The organism is Proteus sp. FME41, assembly GCF_014897315.1.
GTDB lineage: Bacteria > Pseudomonadota > Gammaproteobacteria > Enterobacterales > Enterobacteriaceae > Proteus.
Genome location: NZ_JABUYL010000002.1, coordinates 158140 through 181450 on the forward strand (window position 1 = coordinate 158140; position 23311 = coordinate 181450).

19 protein-coding genes, 1 tRNA gene and 1 other RNA gene are annotated in these 23311 nt (G+C 38.7%); 16 read left to right on the forward strand and 5 right to left on the reverse strand.

The genetic code is table 11. The features are described from left to right. Positions 1–159: 159 nt before the first annotated feature. Positions 160–343, reverse strand: a non-coding RNA gene (gene ssrS, locus INT04_RS03250) — 6S RNA. 110 nt (positions 344–453) lie between these two features. After that, positions 454–783 (reverse strand): cell division protein ZapA, encoded by a 330-nt coding sequence (zapA, locus tag INT04_RS03255; protein ID WP_193014724.1) that lies wholly within the window; start codon positions 781–783, stop codon positions 454–456. A 176-nt stretch (positions 784–959) separates the two neighbouring features. Here zapA and INT04_RS03260 point away from each other — a divergent pair, with 176 nt between their 5' ends. From INT04_RS03260 to gcvP, 7 genes are all read left to right on the forward strand, one after another. Further along, the gene (locus tag INT04_RS03260; protein WP_193014725.1) at positions 960–1538 is read left to right on the forward strand and encodes a YecA family protein; all 579 of its coding nucleotides are present in this window, start codon (positions 960–962) and stop codon (positions 1536–1538) included. A 51-nt stretch (positions 1539–1589) separates the two neighbouring features. Further along, a complete protein-coding gene (gene pepP, locus INT04_RS03265; RefSeq protein WP_193014726.1) occupies positions 1590–2900 on the forward strand; it encodes a Xaa-Pro aminopeptidase in 1311 nt (436 codons plus the stop codon). A 13-nt stretch (positions 2901–2913) separates the two neighbouring features. Then, the gene (ubiH, locus tag INT04_RS03270) at positions 2914–4086 is read left to right on the forward strand and encodes a 2-octaprenyl-6-methoxyphenyl hydroxylase (RefSeq protein WP_193014727.1); all 1173 of its coding nucleotides are present in this window, start codon (positions 2914–2916) and stop codon (positions 4084–4086) included. A gap of 164 nt (positions 4087–4250) precedes the next feature. Further along, entirely contained in the window at positions 4251–5486 is a 1236-nt protein-coding gene (gene ubiI, locus INT04_RS03275; protein WP_193014728.1) for an FAD-dependent 2-octaprenylphenol hydroxylase, read from the forward strand. 414 nt (positions 5487–5900) lie between these two features. Next, positions 5901–6995, forward strand: a complete 1095-nt coding sequence (gene gcvT, locus INT04_RS03280) for a glycine cleavage system aminomethyltransferase GcvT (RefSeq protein WP_193014729.1) — start codon at positions 5901–5903, stop codon at positions 6993–6995. Between the two features lie 34 nt (positions 6996–7029). Beyond that, the gene (gcvH, locus tag INT04_RS03285; RefSeq protein WP_100159082.1) at positions 7030–7422 is read left to right on the forward strand and encodes a glycine cleavage system protein GcvH; all 393 of its coding nucleotides are present in this window, start codon (positions 7030–7032) and stop codon (positions 7420–7422) included. A 129-nt stretch (positions 7423–7551) separates the two neighbouring features. Next, entirely contained in the window at positions 7552–10428 is a 2877-nt protein-coding gene (gene gcvP / locus INT04_RS03290) for an aminomethyl-transferring glycine dehydrogenase (protein WP_193014730.1), read from the forward strand. Positions 10429–10495: 67 nt separating this feature from the next. On the opposite strand, the gene INT04_RS03295 is transcribed toward gcvP, so the two are convergent. Then, entirely contained in the window at positions 10496–11098 is a 603-nt protein-coding gene (locus INT04_RS03295) for an HD domain-containing protein (protein ID WP_036934909.1), read from the reverse strand. A 27-nt stretch (positions 11099–11125) separates the two neighbouring features. Then, positions 11126–12112: a tRNA-modifying protein YgfZ gene (gene ygfZ, locus INT04_RS03300; protein ID WP_193014731.1), complete on the reverse strand. Its 987-nt coding sequence runs from the start codon at positions 12110–12112 to the stop codon at positions 11126–11128. A 263-nt stretch (positions 12113–12375) separates the two neighbouring features. Between ygfZ and sdhE the strand changes: the two genes are divergently transcribed. Then, a complete protein-coding gene (gene sdhE, locus INT04_RS03305; RefSeq protein ID WP_193014830.1) occupies positions 12376–12651 on the forward strand; it encodes an FAD assembly factor SdhE in 276 nt (91 codons plus the stop codon). 509 nt (positions 12652–13160) lie between these two features. After that, on the forward strand, positions 13161–13568 hold the full coding sequence (locus INT04_RS03310; RefSeq protein WP_193014732.1) for a protein YgfX: 408 nt from the start codon (positions 13161–13163) through the stop codon (positions 13566–13568). A 16-nt stretch (positions 13569–13584) separates the two neighbouring features. Here the strand turns inward: INT04_RS03310 and fldB are convergent, their stop codons facing one another. Then, on the reverse strand, positions 13585–14103 hold the full coding sequence (fldB, locus tag INT04_RS03315; protein WP_193014733.1) for a flavodoxin FldB: 519 nt from the start codon (positions 14101–14103) through the stop codon (positions 13585–13587). 108 nt (positions 14104–14211) lie between these two features. Between fldB and xerD the strand changes: the two genes are divergently transcribed. The 7 genes from xerD (at position 14212) to INT04_RS03350 (ending at position 23286) form a co-directional block, all read left to right on the forward strand. Further along, positions 14212–15150 carry a site-specific tyrosine recombinase XerD gene (xerD, locus tag INT04_RS03320; RefSeq protein ID WP_193014734.1) on the forward strand — a complete coding sequence of 313 codons (939 nt, stop codon included), beginning with the start codon at positions 14212–14214 and terminating at the stop codon, positions 15148–15150. A 33-nt stretch (positions 15151–15183) separates the two neighbouring features. Next, entirely contained in the window at positions 15184–15891 is a 708-nt protein-coding gene (dsbC, locus tag INT04_RS03325; RefSeq protein ID WP_193014735.1) for a bifunctional protein-disulfide isomerase/oxidoreductase DsbC, read from the forward strand. A 9-nt stretch (positions 15892–15900) separates the two neighbouring features. Further along, positions 15901–17634, forward strand: coding sequence for a single-stranded-DNA-specific exonuclease RecJ (gene recJ, locus INT04_RS03330; RefSeq protein WP_193014736.1), 1734 nt, complete (start codon positions 15901–15903; stop codon positions 17632–17634). Between the two features lie 171 nt (positions 17635–17805). Beyond that, positions 17806–18904 (forward strand): peptide chain release factor 2 gene (gene prfB / locus INT04_RS03335; RefSeq protein ID WP_193014737.1). Its coding sequence is split into 2 segments (ribosomal slippage): positions 17806–17880 and positions 17882–18904, totalling 1098 coding nucleotides; the frame shifts between segments, so codons are not numbered across the junction. Between the two features lie 8 nt (positions 18905–18912). Further along, positions 18913–20427 (forward strand): lysine--tRNA ligase, encoded by a 1515-nt coding sequence (gene lysS, locus INT04_RS03340; RefSeq protein WP_193014738.1) that lies wholly within the window; start codon positions 18913–18915, stop codon positions 20425–20427. 166 nt (positions 20428–20593) lie between these two features. Beyond that, positions 20594–20667, forward strand: a tRNA-Gly gene (locus tag INT04_RS03345). 354 nt (positions 20668–21021) lie between these two features. Then, positions 21022–23286, forward strand: coding sequence for a TonB-dependent receptor domain-containing protein (locus INT04_RS03350; protein WP_193014739.1), 2265 nt, complete (start codon positions 21022–21024; stop codon positions 23284–23286). Positions 23287–23311 lie beyond the last annotated feature (25 nt).

Consider the following 23311-nt stretch of genomic DNA (forward strand, 5'->3'; position numbering starts at 1 on the left):
GTCGGTGACAATCAAAAACTATCATTTCAATCAATTTATCACACTTTAGAGATAAAAAAGGAAGACGTTGAAAGGAGGGGGGAAAGATAAGAAAACAGATATAAAAAAAGCGCTAAACAGTAAACATTTATAGAATACTTACTGTTTAGAACTTAGGTGGAGGTCTCCGAGATGCCGCCGTAGGCTGTAACCCTTGAACCCATGGTCCAAGGTGAACATAGTGTTGTTACCATTAGGCTGCCTGAACGAATCGGGTATGCTCACAAGTAACAGATCACCACATTCTATGTGTTTCGAATATCGGCTCAGGGGACTGGCCCACTGGCAAACACCTCAGAGAAATTTGGTGGGTGCTGTTAAGCACCTTATCTATGAACTATTGTATTATTTTAATTGTAGAAAGCAACCTATTATCTGTGAATTTCGTGGTGTACGCATGCTTTCTGAACAAATCTACTTCGCAGTTGAAAAAGTGCGATCATGGTGCTTGCCTTGATCGTGTAAAGCTTGTTCAATGGATTGTTGTAGCATTTTTATTTTCTCTTCCATGTTGTAAGCATAGTCTCTTGTTTTTAGCTTTTCTTCTGCCAGCTCATGGCTCATATTCAATGCCACTATAAAAATTAAATGCTCTGTATTGGATACACCACTGCGTTCTTTGAGATCTTGTAAGCGTTGTTCCAGTTCAGCAGCAGAAGCCAGTAACGCCTCTTTTTGTTCTGGTGGGCAATTAACGCGCAGTGATCGCCCAAAAATTTGAAGTTCAACCGGTTGTGCGGACATGATTCCTTCCTGACTTAAAATCTGTGCTACATATTGAGTAGTGTATACGGTTATCTCGCTGTATTAAACGCTATTACTACAAAAATTCCAATGATTAACATGGCTTAACTGGTACAGCGACTTCTATTGATGGTAGCATATCTTGAACTATTCCCCTAAATGCGACGTTTATTCTTATGTCAAAACAAAACACATTACCAAATTATCAAACCATCAATACGTTATTACAGCAACATACAGTCCCGTTAACAGCGGCTGAAATGCATGGGCTGATTACAGGATTTATTTGCGGTGCTATGCGTGATAACAGTTGGAAAACCTTATTGCATGATCTGACAAATGAAGGCCTAGCTTTCCCTAAAACGCTGTCAGACTCACTTGAAGAACTTTATCACACCACTTATGAACAGCTGGATGACAGTGTGTTTAACTTCTTTATGTTAGTGCCTGATGAGTCCGACTCTCTGTTCTTAAGAGCTGATGCTCTCGCGGGGTGGGTAAACCATTTTCTTTTAGGTTTGGGTGTTGCTCAACCTAAATTGTCTGAGCATAAAGAGTTAACAGAAGTTATTACTGATTTACGTAATATTGGTGGGCTAGGTTATGACGAAGACGAAAATCAAGAAGAACTTGAAGATGCGCTTGAAGAAGTCAGTGAATATGTGAAAGTCTCTGTTCAACTTTGTTATATCACGTTTGTCGCACCAAAAGACAAAAAAAATGATGAACCAAATGAGCAACATACACTACATTAATGACACTATTAATTAGACAATCATAAAGATAAACGAAAGACAGGAGTGGGTATGAATAAGCAAGAATTTTTATCCCGTCGTCAGGCATTATTAGCTCAAATGAAGCCTGCGAGTGCCGCCATCTTTTTCGCTGCACCACCAGCGCAACGTAATGCCGATAGTGAGTATCCTTATCGTCAGCATAGTGATTTCCTTTATCTAACCGGTTTCAGTGAGCCTGAAGCGATCCTCGTACTGATTAAAAGTGATGAAACACATAATCATAGTGTGCTTTTTAATCGAGTGAGAGATTTAACCGCTGAAATCTGGTTTGGTCGTCGCCTTGGACAAGAAGCCGCGCCTGAAAAATTAGGCGTTGATAAGGCACTTCCTTATGAAGATGTTGGTGAGCAACTTTACCAATTATTAAACGGGTTAGATGTTGTTTATCATGCTCAAGGGGAATATACGTTTGCGGATGACATTGTTTTTAGTGCATTAGATACCTTAAGAAAAGGGTCTCGCCGTAATTTAAAAGCGCCACAAACTATTATTGATTGGCGTCCTATTGTTCATGAGCAGCGCCTGTTTAAATCTGACTTTGAAATTGAATTACTTCGTAAGGCAGGAAAAATTACCGCATTAGCACATACACGTGCGATGCAAAAATGCCAGCCGGGTATGTATGAATATCAGCTCCAAGGTGAAATTGAACATGAGTTTGTTTCTCATGGCGCTCGTTTTCCTTCCTATAACAGCATTGTGGGAAGTGGTGAAAATGGCTGTATTTTACACTACACGGAAAATGAAACTAAAATGCGTGATGGGGATTTAGTGCTCATCGATGCAGGTTGTGAATATGAAGGCTATGCAGGTGATATCACCCGTACTTTCCCAGTTAATGGTAAATTTAGCCGTCAGCAACGTGAAATTTATGACATCGTTTTAAAATCAATTAATGTTTCTTTGGAATTGTATAAACCTGGTACAAGCATCAAAGACGTCACCGAGCATGTCGTGTATATCATGGTCGAAGGACTGGTTAAACTGGGTATTATGCACGGTGAAATCGAACATCTTATTGAAACCAAAGCTTATCAGCGCTTCTTTATGCATAGCCTAAGTCACTGGCTTGGTCTTGATGTTCATGATGTTGGACATTATGGCTCTGAGCGTGATCGTATTTTAGAACCTGGCATGGTGCTTACCATTGAGCCAGGTCTTTATATTGCGCCGGATGCCGATGTGCCACAAGAGTATCGTGGTATTGGTATTCGTATTGAAGATGACATCGTTATTACTGAAACAGGTAATGAGAACTTAACGGCATCTGTTGTTAAAGATCCGGATGAAATTGAAGCTCTGATGGCAGGAAAAATTTAAGGCTAAAATCAGCATGAATGTGATTATTGTGGGTGGTGGAATGGCGGGTGCGACATTAGCACTGGCGCTTTCTGCATTAAATAAAGGTAAGATTTCAATTTCGTTAATTGAAGCAAGAGAGCCTGACAATGGGCACCCTGGGTTTGATGCAAGAGCAATTGCATTAGCCCATGGAACAGCAGAACGGTTAGCGAAAATCGGGCTTTGGTCAACGTTAAAACCTTTTGTCACCCCCATTAATCATGTTCATGTCTCTGATAAAGGCCATTGTGGTTTTGTTAATATTCATGCACAAGATTATGATATTTCAGCTCTTGGCTATGTGATTGAACTGCATGATGCAGGGCGTCAACTTTTTGCTAAGTTAAAAAAACAATCTAATATCACACTTTATTGCCCAGCGAAAGTTGAACAGGTTCAACGAAATATGGATTCTGTTGATGTCACGCTGGATAATGGTACGCAATTGTCGGGGGATCTGCTGATTGCGGCGGATGGTACAAACTCCCCAATGGGTCATCAATGTCATATCCAATGGCAGCGGGAGCCTTACAATCAGGTGGCTATGATTGCTAACGTTAAAACAGAAATAGATCCTCAAGGTAAAGCCTTTGAACGTTTTACAGAATTTGGCCCATTAGCCATGTTACCAATGAGTGAAGGGCGTAGCTCATTAGTGTGGTGTCACCCTATTGAAAAGCTAGATGAAATTTTACAATGGGATGATGAAACCACTATTGCGCATTTACAGCGTGATTTTGGCTGGCGTTTAGGCAAAATAGAGCATGTTGGTAAACGAAATTGCTACCCTCTAGCACTACAAAAAGCGAATCAAATTATTAGTCATCGTTTAGCCTTAGTGGGCAATGCATCTCAAACACTTCATCCCATTGCAGGGCAAGGTTTTAACCTTGGTTTGCGTGATGTAATGACGTTGGCGAACACAATTACTGAAGCGATTAATACCGATAAAGATATTGGTAGTTATCGGGTACTCTCTCAATATCAGCAACGTCGTGAACAAGATAGAGATAAAACCATTTCTATTACAGATGGATTGGTGAAAGTATTTGCAAATCGCTGTGCACCACTGATTATTTCTCGTAATTTAGGGCTAATGACGATGGAATTACTTCCTATGATGAGAAAAAAATTAGCGCATCAAACACTGGGCTGGACAAACTAGAGCGTGTTGATCTTTGATGGTCTATTTTTATTTTAAATGGTCATTGTTAATATCAATCAATACCTAAAATAGTAAATAGTTTGCTTTATAATTTTTTTATTTTGTAAAAATAAGCAGAAAAGAACAGCACACTCTAAAATAATTGCTTTTAGGATATTTTAATTATGAAATCATTTGATGTTGTTATTGCTGGTGGTGGAATGGTTGGGCTTGCATTAGCCAGCGGATTACACGGGTGTGGATTACGTATAGCGATAATAGAAAATCACCCAGTAACGAAACATTTTCACCCACAAGATGATTTTTCATTACGGGTATCCGCTATTAATACAGCCAGTGAAATGTTGCTGAAAAAATTAGGTGTCTGGGAAAACCTGAACACGCTACGTGCTGCTCCTTATCAAGGTATGGAAGTTTGGGATCAAGATAGTTTTGGTCGAATTAATTTCTCAGCAAAAAACGAAGGCTTTACCCATTTAGGTTCTATTATTGAAAATAACCTTATTCGGGAAGTGCTTTGGCAAAAATGTGAAAGCCACAGCGATATTACTTTTTATACATCGACACAAATTGAGCGAGTCGTGTGGGGTGAAAATGATGCATTCATTACCCTTGATGATGGTGAAATGTTAACCGCAAGATTAGTGGTGGGCGCTGATGGTGCTCATTCATGGTTACGTAAACATGCCGATATTCCGCTGACTTTTTGGGACTATGAACATAATGCTTTAGTCGCCACCATTCGCACTGAGCAACCTCACGATAATGTAGCGCGCCAAGTGTTTCATGGTGATGGTATTCTGGCCTTTCTTCCACTTGCTGATCCTTATACTTGCTCAATTGTGTGGTCTTTACCCAGTGAGCTTGCTGAGCGTTACAAAATTGCAGAGAAAACATTATTTGAGCGTACATTAGGGGTGACCTTTGATATGCGTTTAGGTCAATGTGAATTAATGAGTGATCGTATGACCATACCGCTAACAGGGCGTTATGCACGTCAATTTGCGGCTCCACGTTTAGCGTTATTAGGTGATGCGGCTCATACTATTCATCCTTTAGCAGGACAGGGTGTAAACCTTGGTTTTATGGATGTAGCTGAGCTGATTGGTGAAATAAGACGCTTGAAAGCAGAAGGTAAAGATTTTGGTGAATATCTGTATTTAAGACGATTTGAGCGCCGTCGCAAACATGCTGCCGCAGTGATGCTGGCAAGTATGCAAGGATTTCGTGAACTCTTTGCGGGTAATAATCCGGTCAAGAAATGGGTTCGAGATATCGGCCTTTCGTTAGCAGATAGTTTACCGGGCGTAAAACCAAAGTTACTTGAGCAAGCAATGGGCCTTTCTGATTTACCTGAATGGTTAAGTGATAAAAATTTCACTTCAGTTGAAAAAATCTAATTCATCTCTTATTTCACATTACTTTTATTTATATCTGACTGAAGAAATAGAACTAAAAAAATCTATTTTTTCAGTCTATTCTTTGCACTAATTCCTCTTTTACCGTAATTACTCGCTAAAAATGAGCGCTGATACGCATAATTGTAATCATTAGTTCTGCATACTCCTATCTCTCTATTATGATTGAGAGACACAATACCCTATTTTAACTTATGGTTTATTTTTCTTCACAATGCTAAGTTCAAAGGGATGGTATCGTTTGCGTTGTACGTTAATTGCTCGTGTTTGTTAAATCAATGTTTGAAAATAAACTTAAGCTTGAGATTAATACTCTGATTTCTAATTAAGTTTAATTTTATATTTAACAAATCGCGTTCTCTGAATAATCTAAAGTAAAAGTAGAAAGAGGGAAGAATGGCAAAACAGACTCCGTTGTATGATGAGCATGTAGCCTGCGGTGCTCGTATGGTTGATTTTCATGGTTGGATGATGCCACTGCATTATGGCTCTCAAATAGACGAACATCATATTGTGCGTCGTGATGCGGGTATGTTCGATGTTTCTCATATGACCATTGTTGACTTACATGGCTCACAAGTTAAAGATTTTCTACGTTATTTATTAGCGAATGATATCGCTAAGCTCACCGAAAAAGGTAAGGCACTTTATACCGGAATGCTTAATGCATCAGGCGGTGTGATTGATGATCTTATCGTCTATTACTTTGATGACTCTTTCTATCGCCTTGTGGTGAACTCTGCTACTCGTGAAAAAGATCTGGCGTGGATTGAGCAACATGCATCAGATTATATCGTTGATATCACTGTTCGTGATGATTTGGCATTAATTGCCGTTCAAGGCCCTCATGCACAAGAAAAAGTTCAAAGCCTATTAACTGAACAGCAACGCCAAGTTGTTTCAGCAATGAAACCTTTTTATGGTGTAGTGCTTGATGAATTGTTTATCGCAACAACAGGCTATACCGGTGAAGCGGGTTATGAAATTGCAATGCCAAAAGAGCAAGCCGTCAATTTCTGGAAAAAATTATTAGCGGTAGGTGTTAAACCTGCCGGATTAGGTGCAAGAGATACATTACGTCTAGAAGCAGGAATGAATCTTTATAGTCAAGAGATGGATGAAACGATTAATCCACTTGAAGCTAATATGGGCTGGACGATTGCGTGGGCACCTGAAGATCGTCAATTTATAGGTCGAGAAGCATTAGAAAAATTACGCACAACAGGCACAGATAAACTTGTTGGCCTTGTCATGCGAGAGAAAGGTGTGTTACGTGCAGGTACAGCCGTACACTTTACTGATGATTTGGGTGAATTAAGAGAAGGTGTGATTACAAGTGGTACTTTCTCGCCTACATTAGGCTTTAGTATTGCATTAGCAAGAGTTCCAGCAGGTATAAAAGATAGCGCAATTGTATTAATGCGTAATCGTGAGATGCCAGTAGAAGTGGTAAAACCTGGCTTTGTTCGTTCAGGTAAAGCATTGGTATAACACGTACAATTATTTTAAATGGAGAGTAAGGTCAATGAGTCAAATACCGAGTGAATTAAAATACGCACAATCTCATGAGTGGATCCGTTCGGAAGGCAATGGTGAGTACACCATCGGTATTACTGAACATGCTCAAGAACTGTTAGGTGATATGGTGTTTGTTGATCTACCAGAAGTGGGTAGAGAAGTCGCGGCTGGTGATGATTGTGCAGTAGCGGAATCCGTAAAAGCGGCATCAGATATCTATGCGCCATTATCGGGTGAAATTATCGCAGTAAATGAAGAGTTAGATGGTTCTCCAGAGCTGGTAAACAGCGCACCTTACGGAGAAGGTTGGCTATTTCGCATTAAAGCAAATAATGAAAGCGAATTAGATGACCTACTTGATGCTGCTGGTTATCAAGAGCTGGTAGATAGCGAAGAATAAAACTAAACGCCCCGTCAAACCATGCCGGGGCGTTTTTATTTATTAGCTTGTTATTTATAGCTATCACTACGTTCTTTAAGCCATGGCTATTACCTATCCATTCATCGTGAATTCAGGAAATTACTTGCAATGACACAGACTTTAAATCAGTTAGAGTATCGTGATGAATTTATTCGTCGCCATATTGGTTCATCACCAGAACAGATTAAAGAGATGCTCAGTGCTGTTGGCGTCTATTCCTTAAATGAATTAACTCAAAAAATTGTTCCAGATAACATTCAATTAGAGACACCGCCGAATGTGGGCGCAGGAGCAACAGAGCAAGAAGCTTTGGCTGAACTGAAAGCCATCGCCAGCCAAAATAAGCGTTTTACTTCTTATATTGGTATGGGTTATGCACCATCTGTATTACCACCGGTGATTTTGCGTAATTTATTAGAAAATCCGGGTTGGTATACGGCTTATACACCTTATCAGCCAGAAGTGTCTCAAGGCCGTCTTGAATCGCTACTGAATTTCCAACAAGTTACCATTGATTATACGGGAATGGACCTTGCTTCTGCATCATTACTCGATGAAGCAACGGCCGCCGCTGAAGCTATGGCTATGGCAAAACGTATAAGCAAGCTAAAAAATGCAGAGCGTTTCTTTGTGGCTGATGATATTCATCCTCAAACCTTAGATGTGGTCAGAACACGTGCAGATACCTTTGGCTTTGAAGTCGTGGTTGATAAAGCAGAAAAAGTGTTAGAGCTTGAAGGTGTCTTTGGTGTGCTATTACAACAAGTCGGCACAACAGGTGACGTTCATGATTACAGTAAGTTATTGGCTGAGTTAAAAGAACGTAAAATTATTACCAGTGTTGCTGCCGATTTAATGGCGCTGGTGGTATTAACTGCACCAGGTCATCAAGGCGCTGATATTGTATTAGGATCAGCACAACGCTTTGGTGTACCAATGGGATATGGTGGTCCTCATGCAGCTTTTTTTGCTTGTCGTGATGAATACAAACGCGCCATGCCGGGGCGTATCATTGGTGTGTCTCGTGACGCTGCGGGTAATCGTGCATTACGTATGGCGATGCAAACGCGTGAACAACATATTCGTCGTGAAAAGGCCAATTCCAATATTTGTACATCTCAAGTCTTACTTGCCAACATTGCGGCTATGTATGCGGTTTATCATGGGCCAGAAGGGTTAAAAACCATCGCTCAGCGTATTCATCGTTTAACCGATATTTTGGCTGCTGGTTTACAGCAAAATGGTATGGTTTTACGCCATCAAACTTGGTTTGATACCTTAACGGTTGAAACGGCTGATAAAGCCGCTGTATTACAACGTGCAAAAGACGCTGAAATTAATTTGCGCACTGATATTGTGGGAGCGGTGGGTGTTACATTAAGTGAAATTACAACGCGTAAAGATGTATTAACGCTTATTGAGATCATTAGTGGTAAAGCATTTGTGGGTGATATTGATACACTTGATAAACAAATTACTTCATCTTCAGCATCAATCCCCGCATCCATGTTACGTAAAGACACTGTGTTAACTCATGAAAATTTCCATCATTACCACAGTGAAACTGAAATGATGCGTTATATGCATCGTTTAGAAAATAAAGACTTAGCTTTAAATCAAGCAATGATCCCATTAGGTTCATGTACGATGAAACTAAATGCGGCAGCTGAAATGATCCCAATTACATGGCCTGAATTTACAGAGCTACATCCATTCTGTCCAGCCTATCAAGCGAAAGGCTATCAGTTGATGATTGGACAATTAGCGAATTGGCTTGCTGCATTGACGGGTTATGATGCGATGTGTATGCAACCAAACTCAGGTGCTCAAGGGGAATATGCGGGCCTATTAGCAATTCGCCGTTATCACCAAAGCCGTGGTGAAGATACGCGTCATATTTGTTTAATTCCAAGCTCTGCACACGGCACTAATCCTGCATCTGCCCATATGGCAGGCATGACAGTGGTGGTAGTGGGTTGTGATGACAATGGCAACATCGATATTGCCGACTTAAAAGCCAAAGCAGAAAAACATCAAGCTGAACTCTCTTGTGTGATGGTGACATATCCATCTACACATGGTGTTTACGAAGAAGGTATTCGTGAAGTTTGCGAGATCATTCATCAATATGGCGGACAAGTTTATCTTGATGGCGCCAATATGAATGCACAAGTAGGAATAACTACACCGGGCTTTATTGGCTCTGATGTTTCTCACTTAAACTTACATAAAACCTTCTGTATTCCTCATGGTGGTGGTGGTCCTGGTATGGGGCCTATTGGTGTAAAATCACACTTAGCGCCGTTTGTACCGGGGCATTCTGTTGTTGAAATGGAAAATGTCACTACACAAGGTGCCGTTTCTGCAGCTCAATTCGGTAGTGCTTCAATATTACCAATTAGTTGGATGTATATTCGTATGATGGGCGCTCAAGGGCTTAAACAAGCAAGCCAAGTAGCAATCTTAAATGCGAACTATATTGCGCAACGCTTGAAAAATGACTATGACATTCTTTATGCCGGTGCTGATGGTTATGTTGCTCATGAATGTATTATTGATATTCGCCCATTAAAAGCGAATTACGGTATCAGTGAGATGGATGTAGCTAAGCGTTTAATTGACTATGGATTCCACGCTCCAACCATGTCATTTCCTGTTGCGGGTACATTGATGATTGAGCCAACAGAATCCGAAAGTAAAGTGGAGATTGACCGCTTTATTGAAGCTCTGCTTTCTATTCGCACTGAAATTGCACAGGTAGATAAAGGCGTATGGCCAATTGATGACAATCCATTAGTTAATGCACCTCATACACAATATGAATTAGTGCAAGAGTGGTCACACAGTTATAGCCGTGAATGCGCAGTATTCCCAAGTAAAGCAACGAAACAAAGCAAATATTGGCCTGCGGTTAAACGCCTTGATGATGTGTATGGCGACCGCCATTTACATTGTTCATGTGCACCAATGAGTGATTACGAATAAGCGTCAATCTAACAATATTCTTAAATTAAATACCGATGGTTAAGTTAGCCATCGGTATTTTTTATTATTACTTCAGCCAGCCTTTTTTCTGTGCCTCTAATAATTGAGGGTAGAGATATTGCCAAAACTCAGGCCACTGCTTTTCAATAAACAGATTACGCGCTAACACTTGCTCTAAGCGGATATTATTTTCAACCCAGCTTTGGCCTTCATTGTGTAAATTCATCAGCATCGGCATAGTGCGATCAAGAATATTAGCAAACTGAGATTCCGGTGTTTCAGCTGCATCATATTCCAACCATAAATTAAGGAAATATTCACTTTGTGGGGAAGGCAATAAAGCAAAAATACGCCTTGCGGCTTTTTGCTCGTGTTCTTTGATTGCCTCACGTGCCGCAACGTCATACACCATAACATCGCCTGCATCGATCTCAACAATATCGTGGACTAACGCTAATTGAATAGCACGGCCCATATCAATATCCCCGGCATAAGGTTGGAAGCTCATTGCTGCAACCGCAAAATGCCAACTATGTTCTGCCGTATTTTCAGAACGGCTATTGTCTAATACATTATTTTTACGATAAACACGTTTAAGTTTATCTAATTCCATAATGAAATTAATAGTCTCTGAAAAGGGGCCAAAAGCCCCATTAGGTTGTTGTGTCATAAAAATCCATTCTGATTGAAATAAGCGTTACTCTTCTTCTAAAGAGTAAGGAAGAGGTTTAATGGATAAGCGACTGATGTTATCGCCTTGAACACGAAATACGCTGTCAGCTTCCATATCGTTATTCATAATAACTTCTGCAAGAATAGTATTATCAGCCATGCGCACAGCACTTAATACAGTCCCTGTTTTACGCCATTTATCTTCGCCTAGTTGCCATTCAATGCTACCACCGATTTCAGGTAATTCAGTGCCACCACCTGATAACAGATACATAGCACGTTTATTAGCACCTCTGAATTTTGCACGGGACACCATTTCTTGTCCGGTATAACAACCTTTTTTAAAGCAGATACTCAGTGGTAAGGCTTGCAGATTCGTTGCTTGAGGCAAGAATTGCTCAATGTTAGGGGGATCAATAATGGGGTATCCCGCTTCGATATCTAATGCTAGCCATTGTTCACTATTACTTGTTTCTGCTTTTAGTGTCGTCGCCAGATTTTTTGCTGTTTCTTCGTCGGTGACAATTAAGAAGCGTTCTGTAGGTAAAGGCAGTTGAAGAATATAGGTATTATCGTGGGTAACTACTTCATTGGCTTTACGCGGAATAGCCGGAAAATAGTCGGCTAATGCTTGAGCGGCACCTTGTCCTGCTAATCCTAATAATACAGATTCAGTATTTTCAGTTAAGGTTATTTTTGAAAATACTGCATATTTCTTTAATTCAGTCAGTTGTTTTTGCGCAACATTTTTACGTAAAATGTAAGCAAAGCCGTCTTGTGTATGGAAAAAGCGTAATGTACTCCACATTTTTCCTTTTGCTTCACAGTGTGCCGATAGTGTATGCGTTGTTGTTGGAAGTGCGGCAATATCGGTTGTTAATTGACCTTGTAGATATTTTTCACTGTCAGCACCTGTTGCTGTTATCAGTGACCATTCATCTAAAGAAACCAGTGTTAACGGTAAATTGATTGCTGCATGAGGGCGTTTAGCCTGAGTAGAATTTTGAGTCATGATGTCACCAGCGATTAAATTAATCAGATACACAGTTATGGTAAAAGAGTCACAAGACAATGCAAGTCATTATTATTTATAATGCACAAAAAATGAACCTAATGAATTACAAATTAATTTATGTTCAATATGTTATCTGTGAGACTAAACCTACAAACTGTGATCATTTTGATATTAAAAATATGACGATAAGACTATCATCAGTGACAGGAAGAAATCGTAGTATTTCTTGATTTGAACAATGAAAAGAGCAGAGTATGACTATTGATATAGAAAATAAAGCACGAATTAACTGGGCATGTCGTCGTGGGATGCGTGAGCTGGATATTTCTATCATGCCTTTTTTCGAAAATGAGTACGACACGCTATCTGATAATGATAAAGCGCTTTTTGTTCGTTTACTCGAGTGTGCAGATCCCGATTTATTTAACTGGTTAATGAATCATGGACGCCCTGATGAAGACGAACTCTATTATATGGTGAAATTAATCCAAGAGCGGAATAAAGCGAGAATGGCAGAAATTGTTGATAAATATTAATAAAATAGATTGAAAAATCAACAATGGGTTAAAGAGTAATAAAAATAGATTAAAAAATGACGCTTTTATTATTTAGCCTAATAAAAGCGTTTTTTATTTTATATAACGGCTTAATAATATTAGTGATATTATTAAATTTGATGAAATAAAGAACGAAGTTACGAAGAATTTGCGTGTTATCTCTAGAAAATGTGTCTTTTAATGGTCTTTTTACGTTATTTTTTTCTTCATGTTTAATAAATAAGGTATGCTAAATTTATTGAAATGGTAATTAGAAAAACAATTAAAAAAAGAATGAAAATTACGTAGTTATCATTAAATTTTATTTTTTTGATTAAGTATTAAATAGTGAAAAGTAACAACAATAAAGTAGACGACAAGTACGCAATAATTTATTGCAAGGCTAAGAAAGACGTTACATTATAAATAGGTTATTCTTTTGTATCATCTAACTTATTTTATATTCGTTTTATATCTATATAGAATTAAAGCAGGAGTTAATATAACTCGTGATTTTATGGAAATCGCACCTCACCGTGTCATGGTTTACACAGTTATTCTCAACAGCCGCTTATGTCGCCGTTGAAATCGGTCTATTGTTGTATCCATGGCCTCCTGATTTTATTTATATTTGGGTTCCCTTGTTACTTTTGCTGATCGGGGGCTGGTATTTTACACAAAAAAACATCAGTAGAATCAAAGGGGATTTGGTTTTGCTAAATGGTAATCGTATTCAATGGAAGTTACATGAATGGCAAATAACAAAACACCCTTGGATCAGTCGTTTTGGTACTCGCATAACGTTAACTTCTATTCTAAATAAAAAGCAAATCACGTTATGGGTCGCTTTTGATAGTATGACTGAAAATGAGTGGCGTAATTTTTCGCAATTATTAATGCAATATCCAGATATTTAATATCTGGATATTATATTTATAAATTCTCTTCTACTTCGCGTAAAATTTGCATACACCACTGTGACAAACGTTCATCGGTTTCTTCAAATTGGTTAACGTCATCTAATGCAAGGCCAACAAAATGCTTACCATCATCTGATAACGGTTTTGGGCTGACAAATTCATATCCATCAATAGGCCAAAATCCAATAAACTTAACACCACTTGGTAATAAATGATGATAAAGCATACCCAGCGCATCAAGAAACCACTCGCTGTAATCAACCTGATCGCCCATTCCATACATTGCAATAAGTTTATCTTTTAACGCTAATGTTGGCAGTGTTTCCCAAATATTGAGCCAATCTTCTTGAATTTCGCCAAAATCCCAAGTAGGAATACCTAAAATAAGAATGTCATATTGTTCCATAAGCGTGATATCACACTCTTGAACATTATGAAGATCAACAAATTCTTCACCAAGGATGTCACGAATTTTTTCTGCAACCATTTCGGTGTAACAGGTGCTGGAACCGTAAAATAGACCAATTTTCATAAAGATTTTTAGGATATTTTTGCCAATAAAGGACACTATTGTATCAGAAAATTTTTTTTATAAGGCATAATGTAAAAGCGATGAATGAAAGAAAGGGAGCGTAATCCAGTGTCACAAACTAAGTTATCGACAAAAGTAACTCATCATATCAATGAAGATACCGATATCATTATTGAGCAATTTCTCGACAATATTTGGTTAGAGCAAGGATTATCAGCCAACACGCTAAGCTCTTATCGTTTAGATTTGCAAGCATTAGGCCAATGGCTAATTAACCACCAGCAGGATTGGTTATCCGTGACTACCTTGGATTTGCAATCCTTTCTCGCAACACGCTTAGATGAAGGATATAAAGCCACAAGTGCGGCACGTTTACTCAGTACAATGCGCCGATTATTCCAGTATCTTTATCGTGAAAAATTACGCTTAGATGATCCTAGTGCATTGCTTTCTACACCAAAGCTTCCTAAGCGTTTACCTAAAGATTTAAGCGAACGACAAGTGGGTGATTTACTTAATGCGCCTTGTATTGATGAACCACTGGAATTACGTGATAAAGCAATGCTTGAAGTGCTTTATGCCTGTGGGCTTCGTGTTTCCGAATTGGTAGGATTATCCCTTTCTGATGTCAGCTTACGACAAGGTGTGCTACGTGTAATTGGTAAGGGTGATAAAGAACGATTAGTTCCTTTAGGTGAAGAAGCTATTTACTGGTTAGAGCAATATCTGCAATATGGAAGACCCACTTTAATGCAAGGAAAAACAGATGATATCGTTTTCCCCAGTTTAAGAGGGCAAAAAATGACACGACAAACATTTTGGCATCGAATAAAACATTATGCCGTGATAGCCGGAATAGATTCTGAAAAGCTATCGCCCCATGTGTTGCGCCATGCATTTGCAACACATCTTTTAAATCATGGAGCAGACTTGCGTGTTGTACAGATGTTATTGGGGCACAGTGACCTCTCTACAACACAGATTTATACCCATGTTGCTACAGAGCGCTTAAAAGTACTTCATCAGCAACATCATCCAAGGGGATAGCCGCTAAATAACTAGCGTTAAATAGGAATTTAAATGAAAAAAAAATCACTCTGGTTGCCAATATTATTAAGCATGGTGTCCATGCCTGTGCTTGCTGATAACGCCTCGATTGAAGCGCAACTGGCTAAAATGCAAATCAAAGCAGAAAGTATTCAACCCACACCGATTGTTGGGTTAAATGCCGTGTTATCAGATAAAGGTATTTTTTATATTACTGATGATGGTAAATATCTCACTGCAGGCCCTATTTATAATATTAGCAGTGGCGAGCCAATCAGTATTGCAAATCAAGTTATTATGAAAAAAGTGGACTCACTTAAAAATGAAATGATTGTTTATAAAGCGCGTAATGAACGTCATGTGATCACTATTTTTACAGATATTAGCTGCCCTTATTGTCAGAAACTTCATCAAGAGGTTCCTGAGCTGAATAAACAAGGGGTGACTGTGCGTTATTTGGCGTTTCCTCGCAATGGTGTTGGTAATAATGTCGTGAGTAAGGAAATGAACGCAGTATGGTGTAGCGGTTTTCCTAATAAATCGTTAGATAGTGCGTTTAAAGGTGACAAAATTATTGCCATTGATGAGTGTAAAAAAATCAATATCAATGAACACTTTAAATTAGGCACGATGATGGGTATTCAAGGAACACCCGCTATTGTGTTACCTAATGCTAGTATTTATGGTGGATATATTTCTGCTCAAAATTTGATTGAATTACTAGATAAAAAAGAGAAGTAATTACGTTTTATGGTCACTATTGAACCGACACTACGTCGTCGAATTGCACAGGCAACTCAATTACCGGATAACTTAGATCCTTTATTACGACAGATTTATGCTAACCGCGGCATTACATCAGAGGCGCAACTTGAAAAATCATTAAAAGGTTTATTACATTATCAATCATTAATGGGAATTGACACTGCGATTTCATTACTTATTAGTGCGTTAAAGCAGCAGTCACGTATTGTGATTGTAGGAGATTTTGATGCTGATGGTGCAACCAGTACTGCGTTAGCTATCAAAGCATTACGCCAAATGGGATTTAAACAAGTCAGTTATCATATTCCTAATCGTTTTGATGATGGTTATGGTTTAAGCCCTCAAGTTGTTCATGATGTTGCTAAAAAAGGGGTTGATCTCATTATCACTGTTGATAATGGTATTTCTTCTTTTGAAGGTGTGGATACTGCTCATGAATACGGTATTCATGTCTTAGTGACGGACCACCATTTACCCGGGCAAACATTACCTGCGGCTGATGCGATTATTAACCCTAACCTGACTGGTTGCGATTTCTTATCCAAATCATTAGCGGGTGTTGGGGTTACTTTTTATTTAATGACAGCATTAAGAGCTGAATTAGAAAAACAAGGTTGGTTTGAGCAGCAAAACTTAGCTCGCCCAAATATGGCCGATTTTCTTGATTTAGTTGCATTGGGTACTGTCGCTGACGTTGTTCCTTTGGATGAAAATAACCGTATTTTTGTTTATGAGGGGTTACGCCGTATCAGGGCGGGACGCTGTTGCGTGGGCATTAAAGCGCTGACTGAAATTTCTCGTAAAGAACTTTCTCAACTGGTAAGCAGTGATTTAGGTTTTTCTTTAGGGCCTCGCTTAAATGCGGCTGGACGTCTTGATGATATGTCCGTGGGAGTGGCTTTGCTTTTAACGGACAATATAGGTTCAGCGCGTGAGATTGCCAATGAACTCGATGGATTAAATCAAACTCGTCGTGAAATTGAAGCCGGTATGCAAGAAGAAGCTTCAACAATCTTTCGTCAATTTATAGGCACTCAGCATGATTTACCGAATGGTTTAGCGATTTATCACCCTGAGTGGCACCAAGGTGTTGTGGGTATTTTAGCCTCTCGTATTAAAGAAAAATTGCATCGCCCTGTGATTGCATTTGCACCCAGTGGCGATGGTTTATTAAAAGGCTCTGGTCGTTCAATTAGTGGTGTGCATTTACGAGATGCTTTAGAACGATTAAATACGTTAAATCCTGGATTAATGCTGAAATTTGGTGGGCATGCTATGGCGGCTGGGCTTTCACTGGAAGAAGAAAAATTTCCGCTATTTCAACGCCACTTTGCATCTTTAATGGCAGAATTAGTCTCTAATGAGCAATTGCAAGGCGTTATTTTATCTGATGGTGAGCTAGCAGAAAACCAATTATCACTGCCTATCGCGGAAATGCTAAGAGATGCTGGCCCTTGGGGACAAGCGTTTCCTGAGCCGTTGTTTGACGGTAAATTCACGTTATTACAACAGCGTATTGTGGGCAGTAAACATTTAAAGATGATGCTTCAACCGGTGAATAGCCATCTGATGATTGATGCTATTGCGTTTAATGTAGATATCAATATGTGGCCTGATAACAGTATTAAAACGGTTGAATTAGCTTATCGATTAGATGTGAATGAATTTAGAGGGCAACGTAATGCGCAATTGCTTGTTGAGCACATTTGGCCTTGTTAAAGTGAATAAATGACACCCTTTATCGTGATATAAAGAATCACGTTACTATGGTAACAACTAACTGAAAGACAATTGTATATAAATGCTATAAACCCACAGATATATCCGTTACAATATGCGGTTCAAAATTTATTCCAATTGTTTTTGAAAACAACATAAAGACGAAAAAGCATGTTTGAAATCAACCCAGTAAAAAATCAAATTGAAGAAGTCTCTGAAAGAACAAATGTTCTCAGGGGGTATCTTTGACTATGATGCCAAGAAAGAGCGTTTAGAAGAAGTTAACGCTGAATTAGAACAACCTGATGTGTGGAATGAGCCAGAAAGGGCTCAGGCATTAGGAAAAGAGCGTTCATCTCTTGAGGCTATCGTAGAAACCATCGACCAATTAGAGCAAGGACTAGAGGACGTTTCTGGTTTACTTGAATTAGCAGTTGAAGCGGAAGATGAAGAAACATTTAATGAAGCGATTGCTGAGTTAGATGGCTTAAATAAAAAGCTTGAGCAATTAGAATTCCGTCGTATGTTCTCTGGTGAATATGACAGTGCGAATTGCTATCTTGATTTACAAGCTGGCTCAGGTGGTACAGAAGCGCAAGATTGGGCTAGTATGCTGATGCGCATGTTCTTACGTTGGGCGGAATCAAGAGGCTTTAAAACAGAAATTATTGAAGAATCTGATGGTGATGTTGCGGGATTAAAATCAGCGACCATTAAAATTATCGGTGAGTATGCTTATGGTTGGTTACGTACAGAGACTGGCGTTCATCGCTTAGTGCGTAAAAGCCCATTTGACTCCGGTGGTCGTCGTCATACATCATTTAGCTCTGCCTTTATTTACCCTGAAGTTGATGACGATATTGATATTGATATCAATCCTGCAGATTTACGTATCGACGTTTACCGCGCTTCAGGTGCGGGTGGGCAGCACGTTAACAAAACCGAATCTGCGGTGCGTATTACCCACGTTCCTACAGGACTTGTCACGCAATGCCAAAACGATCGCTCTCAGCATAAGAACAAAGATCAGGCAATGAAGCAGATGAAAGCGAAGTTATACGAGCTGGAAATGCAAAAGAAAAATGCAGATAAACAAGTAATGGAAGACAACAAGTCTGATATTGGCTGGGGTAGTCAAATTCGTTCTTATGTTCTTGATGATTCACGGATTAAAGATTTACGTACTGGTGTGGAAACACGCAATACACAAGCAGTATTAGACGGTGATCTTGATAAATTTATTGAAGCTAGCTTAAAAGCGGGCCTGTGAGGAAAAACATGTCGCAACAGCAACAAGGTGCGGAGCAGGCACCTGATTTAAATAACGAACTGCAAACACGCCGCGAAAAATTATCCGCTTTACGTGATAATGGTAACGCATTCCCAAATGATTTCCGCAGAGATGCGCTGTCTGACGAATTACATCAAAAATATGATGCAATGAGCGCAGAAGAGTTAGAAGCTGCAAATGTGGAAGTTGCTATTGCAGGTCGTATGATGACTCGCCGTATTATGGGCAAGGCATCTTTCGCTACATTGCAAGACATGGGTGGGCGCATTCAACTTTATGTTTCTCGTGATGATTTGCCTGAAGGTATTTATAACGAGCAATTTAAAAAATGGGATCTTGGCGATATTTTAGGTGCTCGTGGTCGTGTTTTTAAAACCAAAACAGGTGAATTAAGTGTTCACTGTACTGAAGTGCGTTTATTAACTAAAGCACTACGCCCGTTACCAGATAAATTCCACGGTTTAGCTGACCAAGAAATGCGTTATCGTCAGCGTTATTTAGATCTTATTTCTAATGACGAATCGCGTAAAACTTTCCAAATCCGCTCACAAGTCATGGCGGGTATTCGCCAATTTATGGTGAATAAAGGATTTATGGAAGTTGAAACACCGATGATGCAAACCATCCCTGGTGGAGCAACTGCACGTCCGTTTATTACTCACCATAATGCGTTAGATATTGATATGTATCTGCGTATTGCTCCTGAGTTATATTTAAAACGTTTAGTTGTGGGGGGTTTTGATCGTGTATTCGAAATCAACCGTAACTTCCGTAACGAAGGTGTCTCACCTCGTCATAATCCAGAGTTCACTATGATGGAACTCTATATGGCGTATGCAGATTACCGTGATCTTATTGAGCTTACTGAAGAACTATTCCGTACATTAACCGAAAATGTCCTTGGCTCATCATTAGTGAAATATGGCGACCAAGAGTTTGATTTCGGCAAACCATTTGCCAAATTAACCATGAAAGAAGCTATCTGCAAATATCGCCCAGAAACGGTAATGACTGATCTTGATGATATGGATAAAGCAGTTGCTATTGCTCAATCTCTAGATATTAAAATTGAAAAAAGTTGGGGCTTAGGCCGTATTCAGTGTGAAATTTTTGAAGAAGTGGCTGAAAGCCACTTAATTCAACCTACATTTATCATTGAATATCCTGCGGAAGTTTCACCGTTGGCTCGTCGTAATGATGACAATCCATTTATCACTGACCGTTTTGAATTCTTTATTGGTGGTCGTGAAATTGGTAATGGTTTCTCAGAACTTAATGATGCACAAGACCAAGCAGAACGTTTTGAAGATCAAGTTCGCCAAAAAGAAGCGGGTGATGCAGAAGCCATGTTCTTTGACCATGACTATATCACGGCATTAGAACACGGTTTACCACCAACAGCCGGTTTAGGTATTGGTATTGACCGTATGGTGATGTTATTTACTAACAGCCATACTATCCGTGACGTTATATTATTCCCGGCAATGCGACCTAATAAATAATTGTTATTTTAATTAGCGAATAGCAATTAATTAATAGAGCCACCGAAAGGTGGCTTTTTTGTTTTTAATAACAAAGAATGACTTTTTTTGTGATGAGTAAGTAATCATTTAAATAAGAAGGGGATTGCTGTTCAATTAAGGGAGCGTATAATCAGAAAAATCAATCGCGGGCGTAGTTCAATGGTAGAACGAGAGCTTCCCAAGCTCTATACGAGGGTTCGATTCCCTTCGCCCGCTCCAACTTCTCTTTTCCTCAAATATCATTTCAATAATGACTGTTTAAATCCTATTTTTACTTAATTTATTAATCTAATAAATCAAATAAGCAGTATAAAAATCTAAATGTTAACCAAGTGATAATGATAGTTATTATTGTATTGATAATTGTTATCATTAGAGTATATTCCATTGCTTAAATAAATGATTAAAGGAGTATAACCCTATAAATAATATGACTATTTATTTTATCTATTATCCCGAAATTTCATCGTCATTTAAATTTATTAGATAAGTGACAGATAAATTTTTAACAATCATCAAATTACTTGATGATATAAAACGATTGATAGTTGATAAGTGAAAGGTATTACTTAAATGATATTTAAAACTAAGAACAATATAATAACTTTGGTTATTTTATTCACGTCAACGTCATCTTTAGCCAGCCAAAATACGCCAGCAAATCAAGAAGACAAACTTATTGTAACCGCAAGAAAAAGCCAATCAGAGAGTAAACAGATTGAAACTCGAGATATCAGTACGATAAGAGGAACGACTAACTCAGATATGTTTGCTAATGAAACATCGCTTCAAAGTAATAATTCAAGAAATGAAGCTGGTGCGCTTGATATTGGTATTCGAGGGTTACAAGGTAATGGGCGTGTTCCCATTATCATTGATGGTAGTTTACAATCTACAAATACATGGCGAGGTTATCAAGGAAGTTCAGATAGAACCTATATTGATATGGATCTTATTGATACCATCGAAATAGAAAAAGGTGCTTCTATGAGTAAATTCTCAGGGGGCGCTATTGGGGGAACGGTTAAATTAAAAACAATTTCAGCGAACAGCATTATTCCACAAGGTGATCAATTAGGTTTTCTTTTTAAAGGAAATCTTTATAACAATAATGTTAGGCCGACAATAAGCTCAAATGAAACGACACAAGGTAGTTACCGTCCTGCAAGCAGTTTAAAAGGCACTCATTTTAATAATGGGGCTTATACCGCAGGTATGGCGTATCGGAATGATAAATTTGATTTTTTAGTGGCTTATAGTGATCGAACTCAAGGGAACTTCTTTGCAGGTAAACACGGTTACGATAAATACAAAGAGACTGATACGCCTATTTTTCCGGGACAAGAAGTCGTTGATACAAGCTATGAAAGCAAATCGACTTTATTAAAAACGAATATTTATTTTAATCCTTACTCTAGTGTTGAATTTAACTATCGTAGGCATGAACAAAAGGCAGGTGAAGTTTTAGCGGCTTATTGGTATCAATCGAATGGAAAAATGGCTCAGTGGTCATTGGGATCTGCGGATATTGATACGGCTTCAATGAATTATTCTTTTAAGCCAGAATCTATACTGATTGATATGAATTTAGGGTTATGGTGGACAAAGGGAAAATTCAATCAAAGAAATGGCCTAACGGATGATGTGACCGCACATTATGGTGATCAATACCAGCATCGATATTCTGATGAGCGTATAGGGTTTAATCTAGAAAATACCTCTCAATTATTACATTACCCTGTTGATATTACCTACGGGGTAGAATATATGGTTCAGAAATCCAAGCCATTAAATAAGCGCTATCAACCTATTTGGACACCGGATGGGACACTTAAAGGTGATGAACTACCTGCGGTTACCCGTGATGCCAAAGGAACAAATACCTCAGCGTTTGCAAATATTGAATACAATCAAGAATGGTTTACAACGTTAGTAGGTTGGCGCATACATTCCTTTAACGTTGATGATCATAATGAAGGAAAAAGCCGAAGTTATGGTCCTAAAAATGACGTATTTGGAGAGTTACGTTTTCATGTAACACAGGAATTTGATATTTATAGTAAATACGCTGATTCTTATAGAGAGCCTAGTTTATTTGAAAGTACAATGTCAGGGCAGACTTATTCATATGCGCCTAATGTGCCATTAAAACCAGAACATGCTAAGTCTTTTGAAGCAGGAATTACGTTAGAAAAAAGAGAGTTTATCGCACCAGATGATCTGACTACTCTACGCATTGCTTATTTCAATAATAATATTAAAGATTATCTTTCTCAGGGCGTAAATCCTAAATTAGAAGATTGGTCTTCTCCTTATGTTGTGACAAAAAATCATGATAGCTTTAAACTTTCGGGTTATGAGGTTGAGTTAAAATATGATTCTAATTATGTTTTTGGCTCATTAGATGCTACTTTCTATAATCGTTCCGAGTTATGTTCTAACGATGAAATGATATTGGGTAAACTTCCTTCCGCATGTAATTCTGTTGGCTTTGCGTGGGGATTATCACCATCAAGAATTCCACCTAAAAAAGTATTTTCGGGTATTGCCGGTATGAAAATGTGGGATCAAGCTTTACAAACAGGGGTTAGGGTACGTTATAACTCAGGTAAAGACTATCCACAAGAATGGCTTGCTGGTACAGCTGCTGCTCCGGTACAAAAATTATACTCATCAACGACAGTTGATCTTTTTGGTAAATATTTATTGAGAAAGAATGTTCACTTTACCTTTAATATCGATAATTTAACTAACCGGTATGCTTTTGATCCTGGAACCGTTATTTATATGCCAATTCCAGGACGTACTTTCAGATTAGGGGTAGAAACGACCTTCTAATTATTACGTATGATCACCTCTGGTT

Coding starts and splice junctions, on each gene's coding strand:
- zapA (WP_193014724.1), bottom strand. CDS start 783: ATGTCCGCACAACCGGTTGAACTTCAAATTTTTGGGCGATCACTGCGC.
- INT04_RS03260 (WP_193014725.1), top strand. CDS start 960: ATGTCAAAACAAAACACATTACCAAATTATCAAACCATCAATACGTTA.
- pepP (WP_193014726.1), top strand. CDS start 1,590: ATGAATAAGCAAGAATTTTTATCCCGTCGTCAGGCATTATTAGCTCAA.
- ubiH (WP_193014727.1), top strand. CDS start 2,914: ATGAATGTGATTATTGTGGGTGGTGGAATGGCGGGTGCGACATTAGCA.
- ubiI (WP_193014728.1), top strand. CDS start 4,251: ATGAAATCATTTGATGTTGTTATTGCTGGTGGTGGAATGGTTGGGCTT.
- gcvT (WP_193014729.1), top strand. CDS start 5,901: ATGGCAAAACAGACTCCGTTGTATGATGAGCATGTAGCCTGCGGTGCT.
- gcvH (WP_100159082.1), top strand. CDS start 7,030: ATGAGTCAAATACCGAGTGAATTAAAATACGCACAATCTCATGAGTGG.
- gcvP (WP_193014730.1), top strand. CDS start 7,552: ATGACACAGACTTTAAATCAGTTAGAGTATCGTGATGAATTTATTCGT.
- INT04_RS03295 (WP_036934909.1), bottom strand. CDS start 11,098: ATGACACAACAACCTAATGGGGCTTTTGGCCCCTTTTCAGAGACTATT.
- ygfZ (WP_193014731.1), bottom strand. CDS start 12,112: ATGACTCAAAATTCTACTCAGGCTAAACGCCCTCATGCAGCAATCAAT.
- fldB (WP_193014733.1), bottom strand. CDS start 14,103: ATGAAAATTGGTCTATTTTACGGTTCCAGCACCTGTTACACCGAAATG.
- dsbC (WP_193014735.1), top strand. CDS start 15,184: ATGAAAAAAAAATCACTCTGGTTGCCAATATTATTAAGCATGGTGTCC.
- recJ (WP_193014736.1), top strand. CDS start 15,901: ATGGTCACTATTGAACCGACACTACGTCGTCGAATTGCACAGGCAACT.
- lysS (WP_193014738.1), top strand. CDS start 18,913: ATGTCGCAACAGCAACAAGGTGCGGAGCAGGCACCTGATTTAAATAAC.
- INT04_RS03350 (WP_193014739.1), top strand. CDS start 21,022: ATGATATTTAAAACTAAGAACAATATAATAACTTTGGTTATTTTATTC.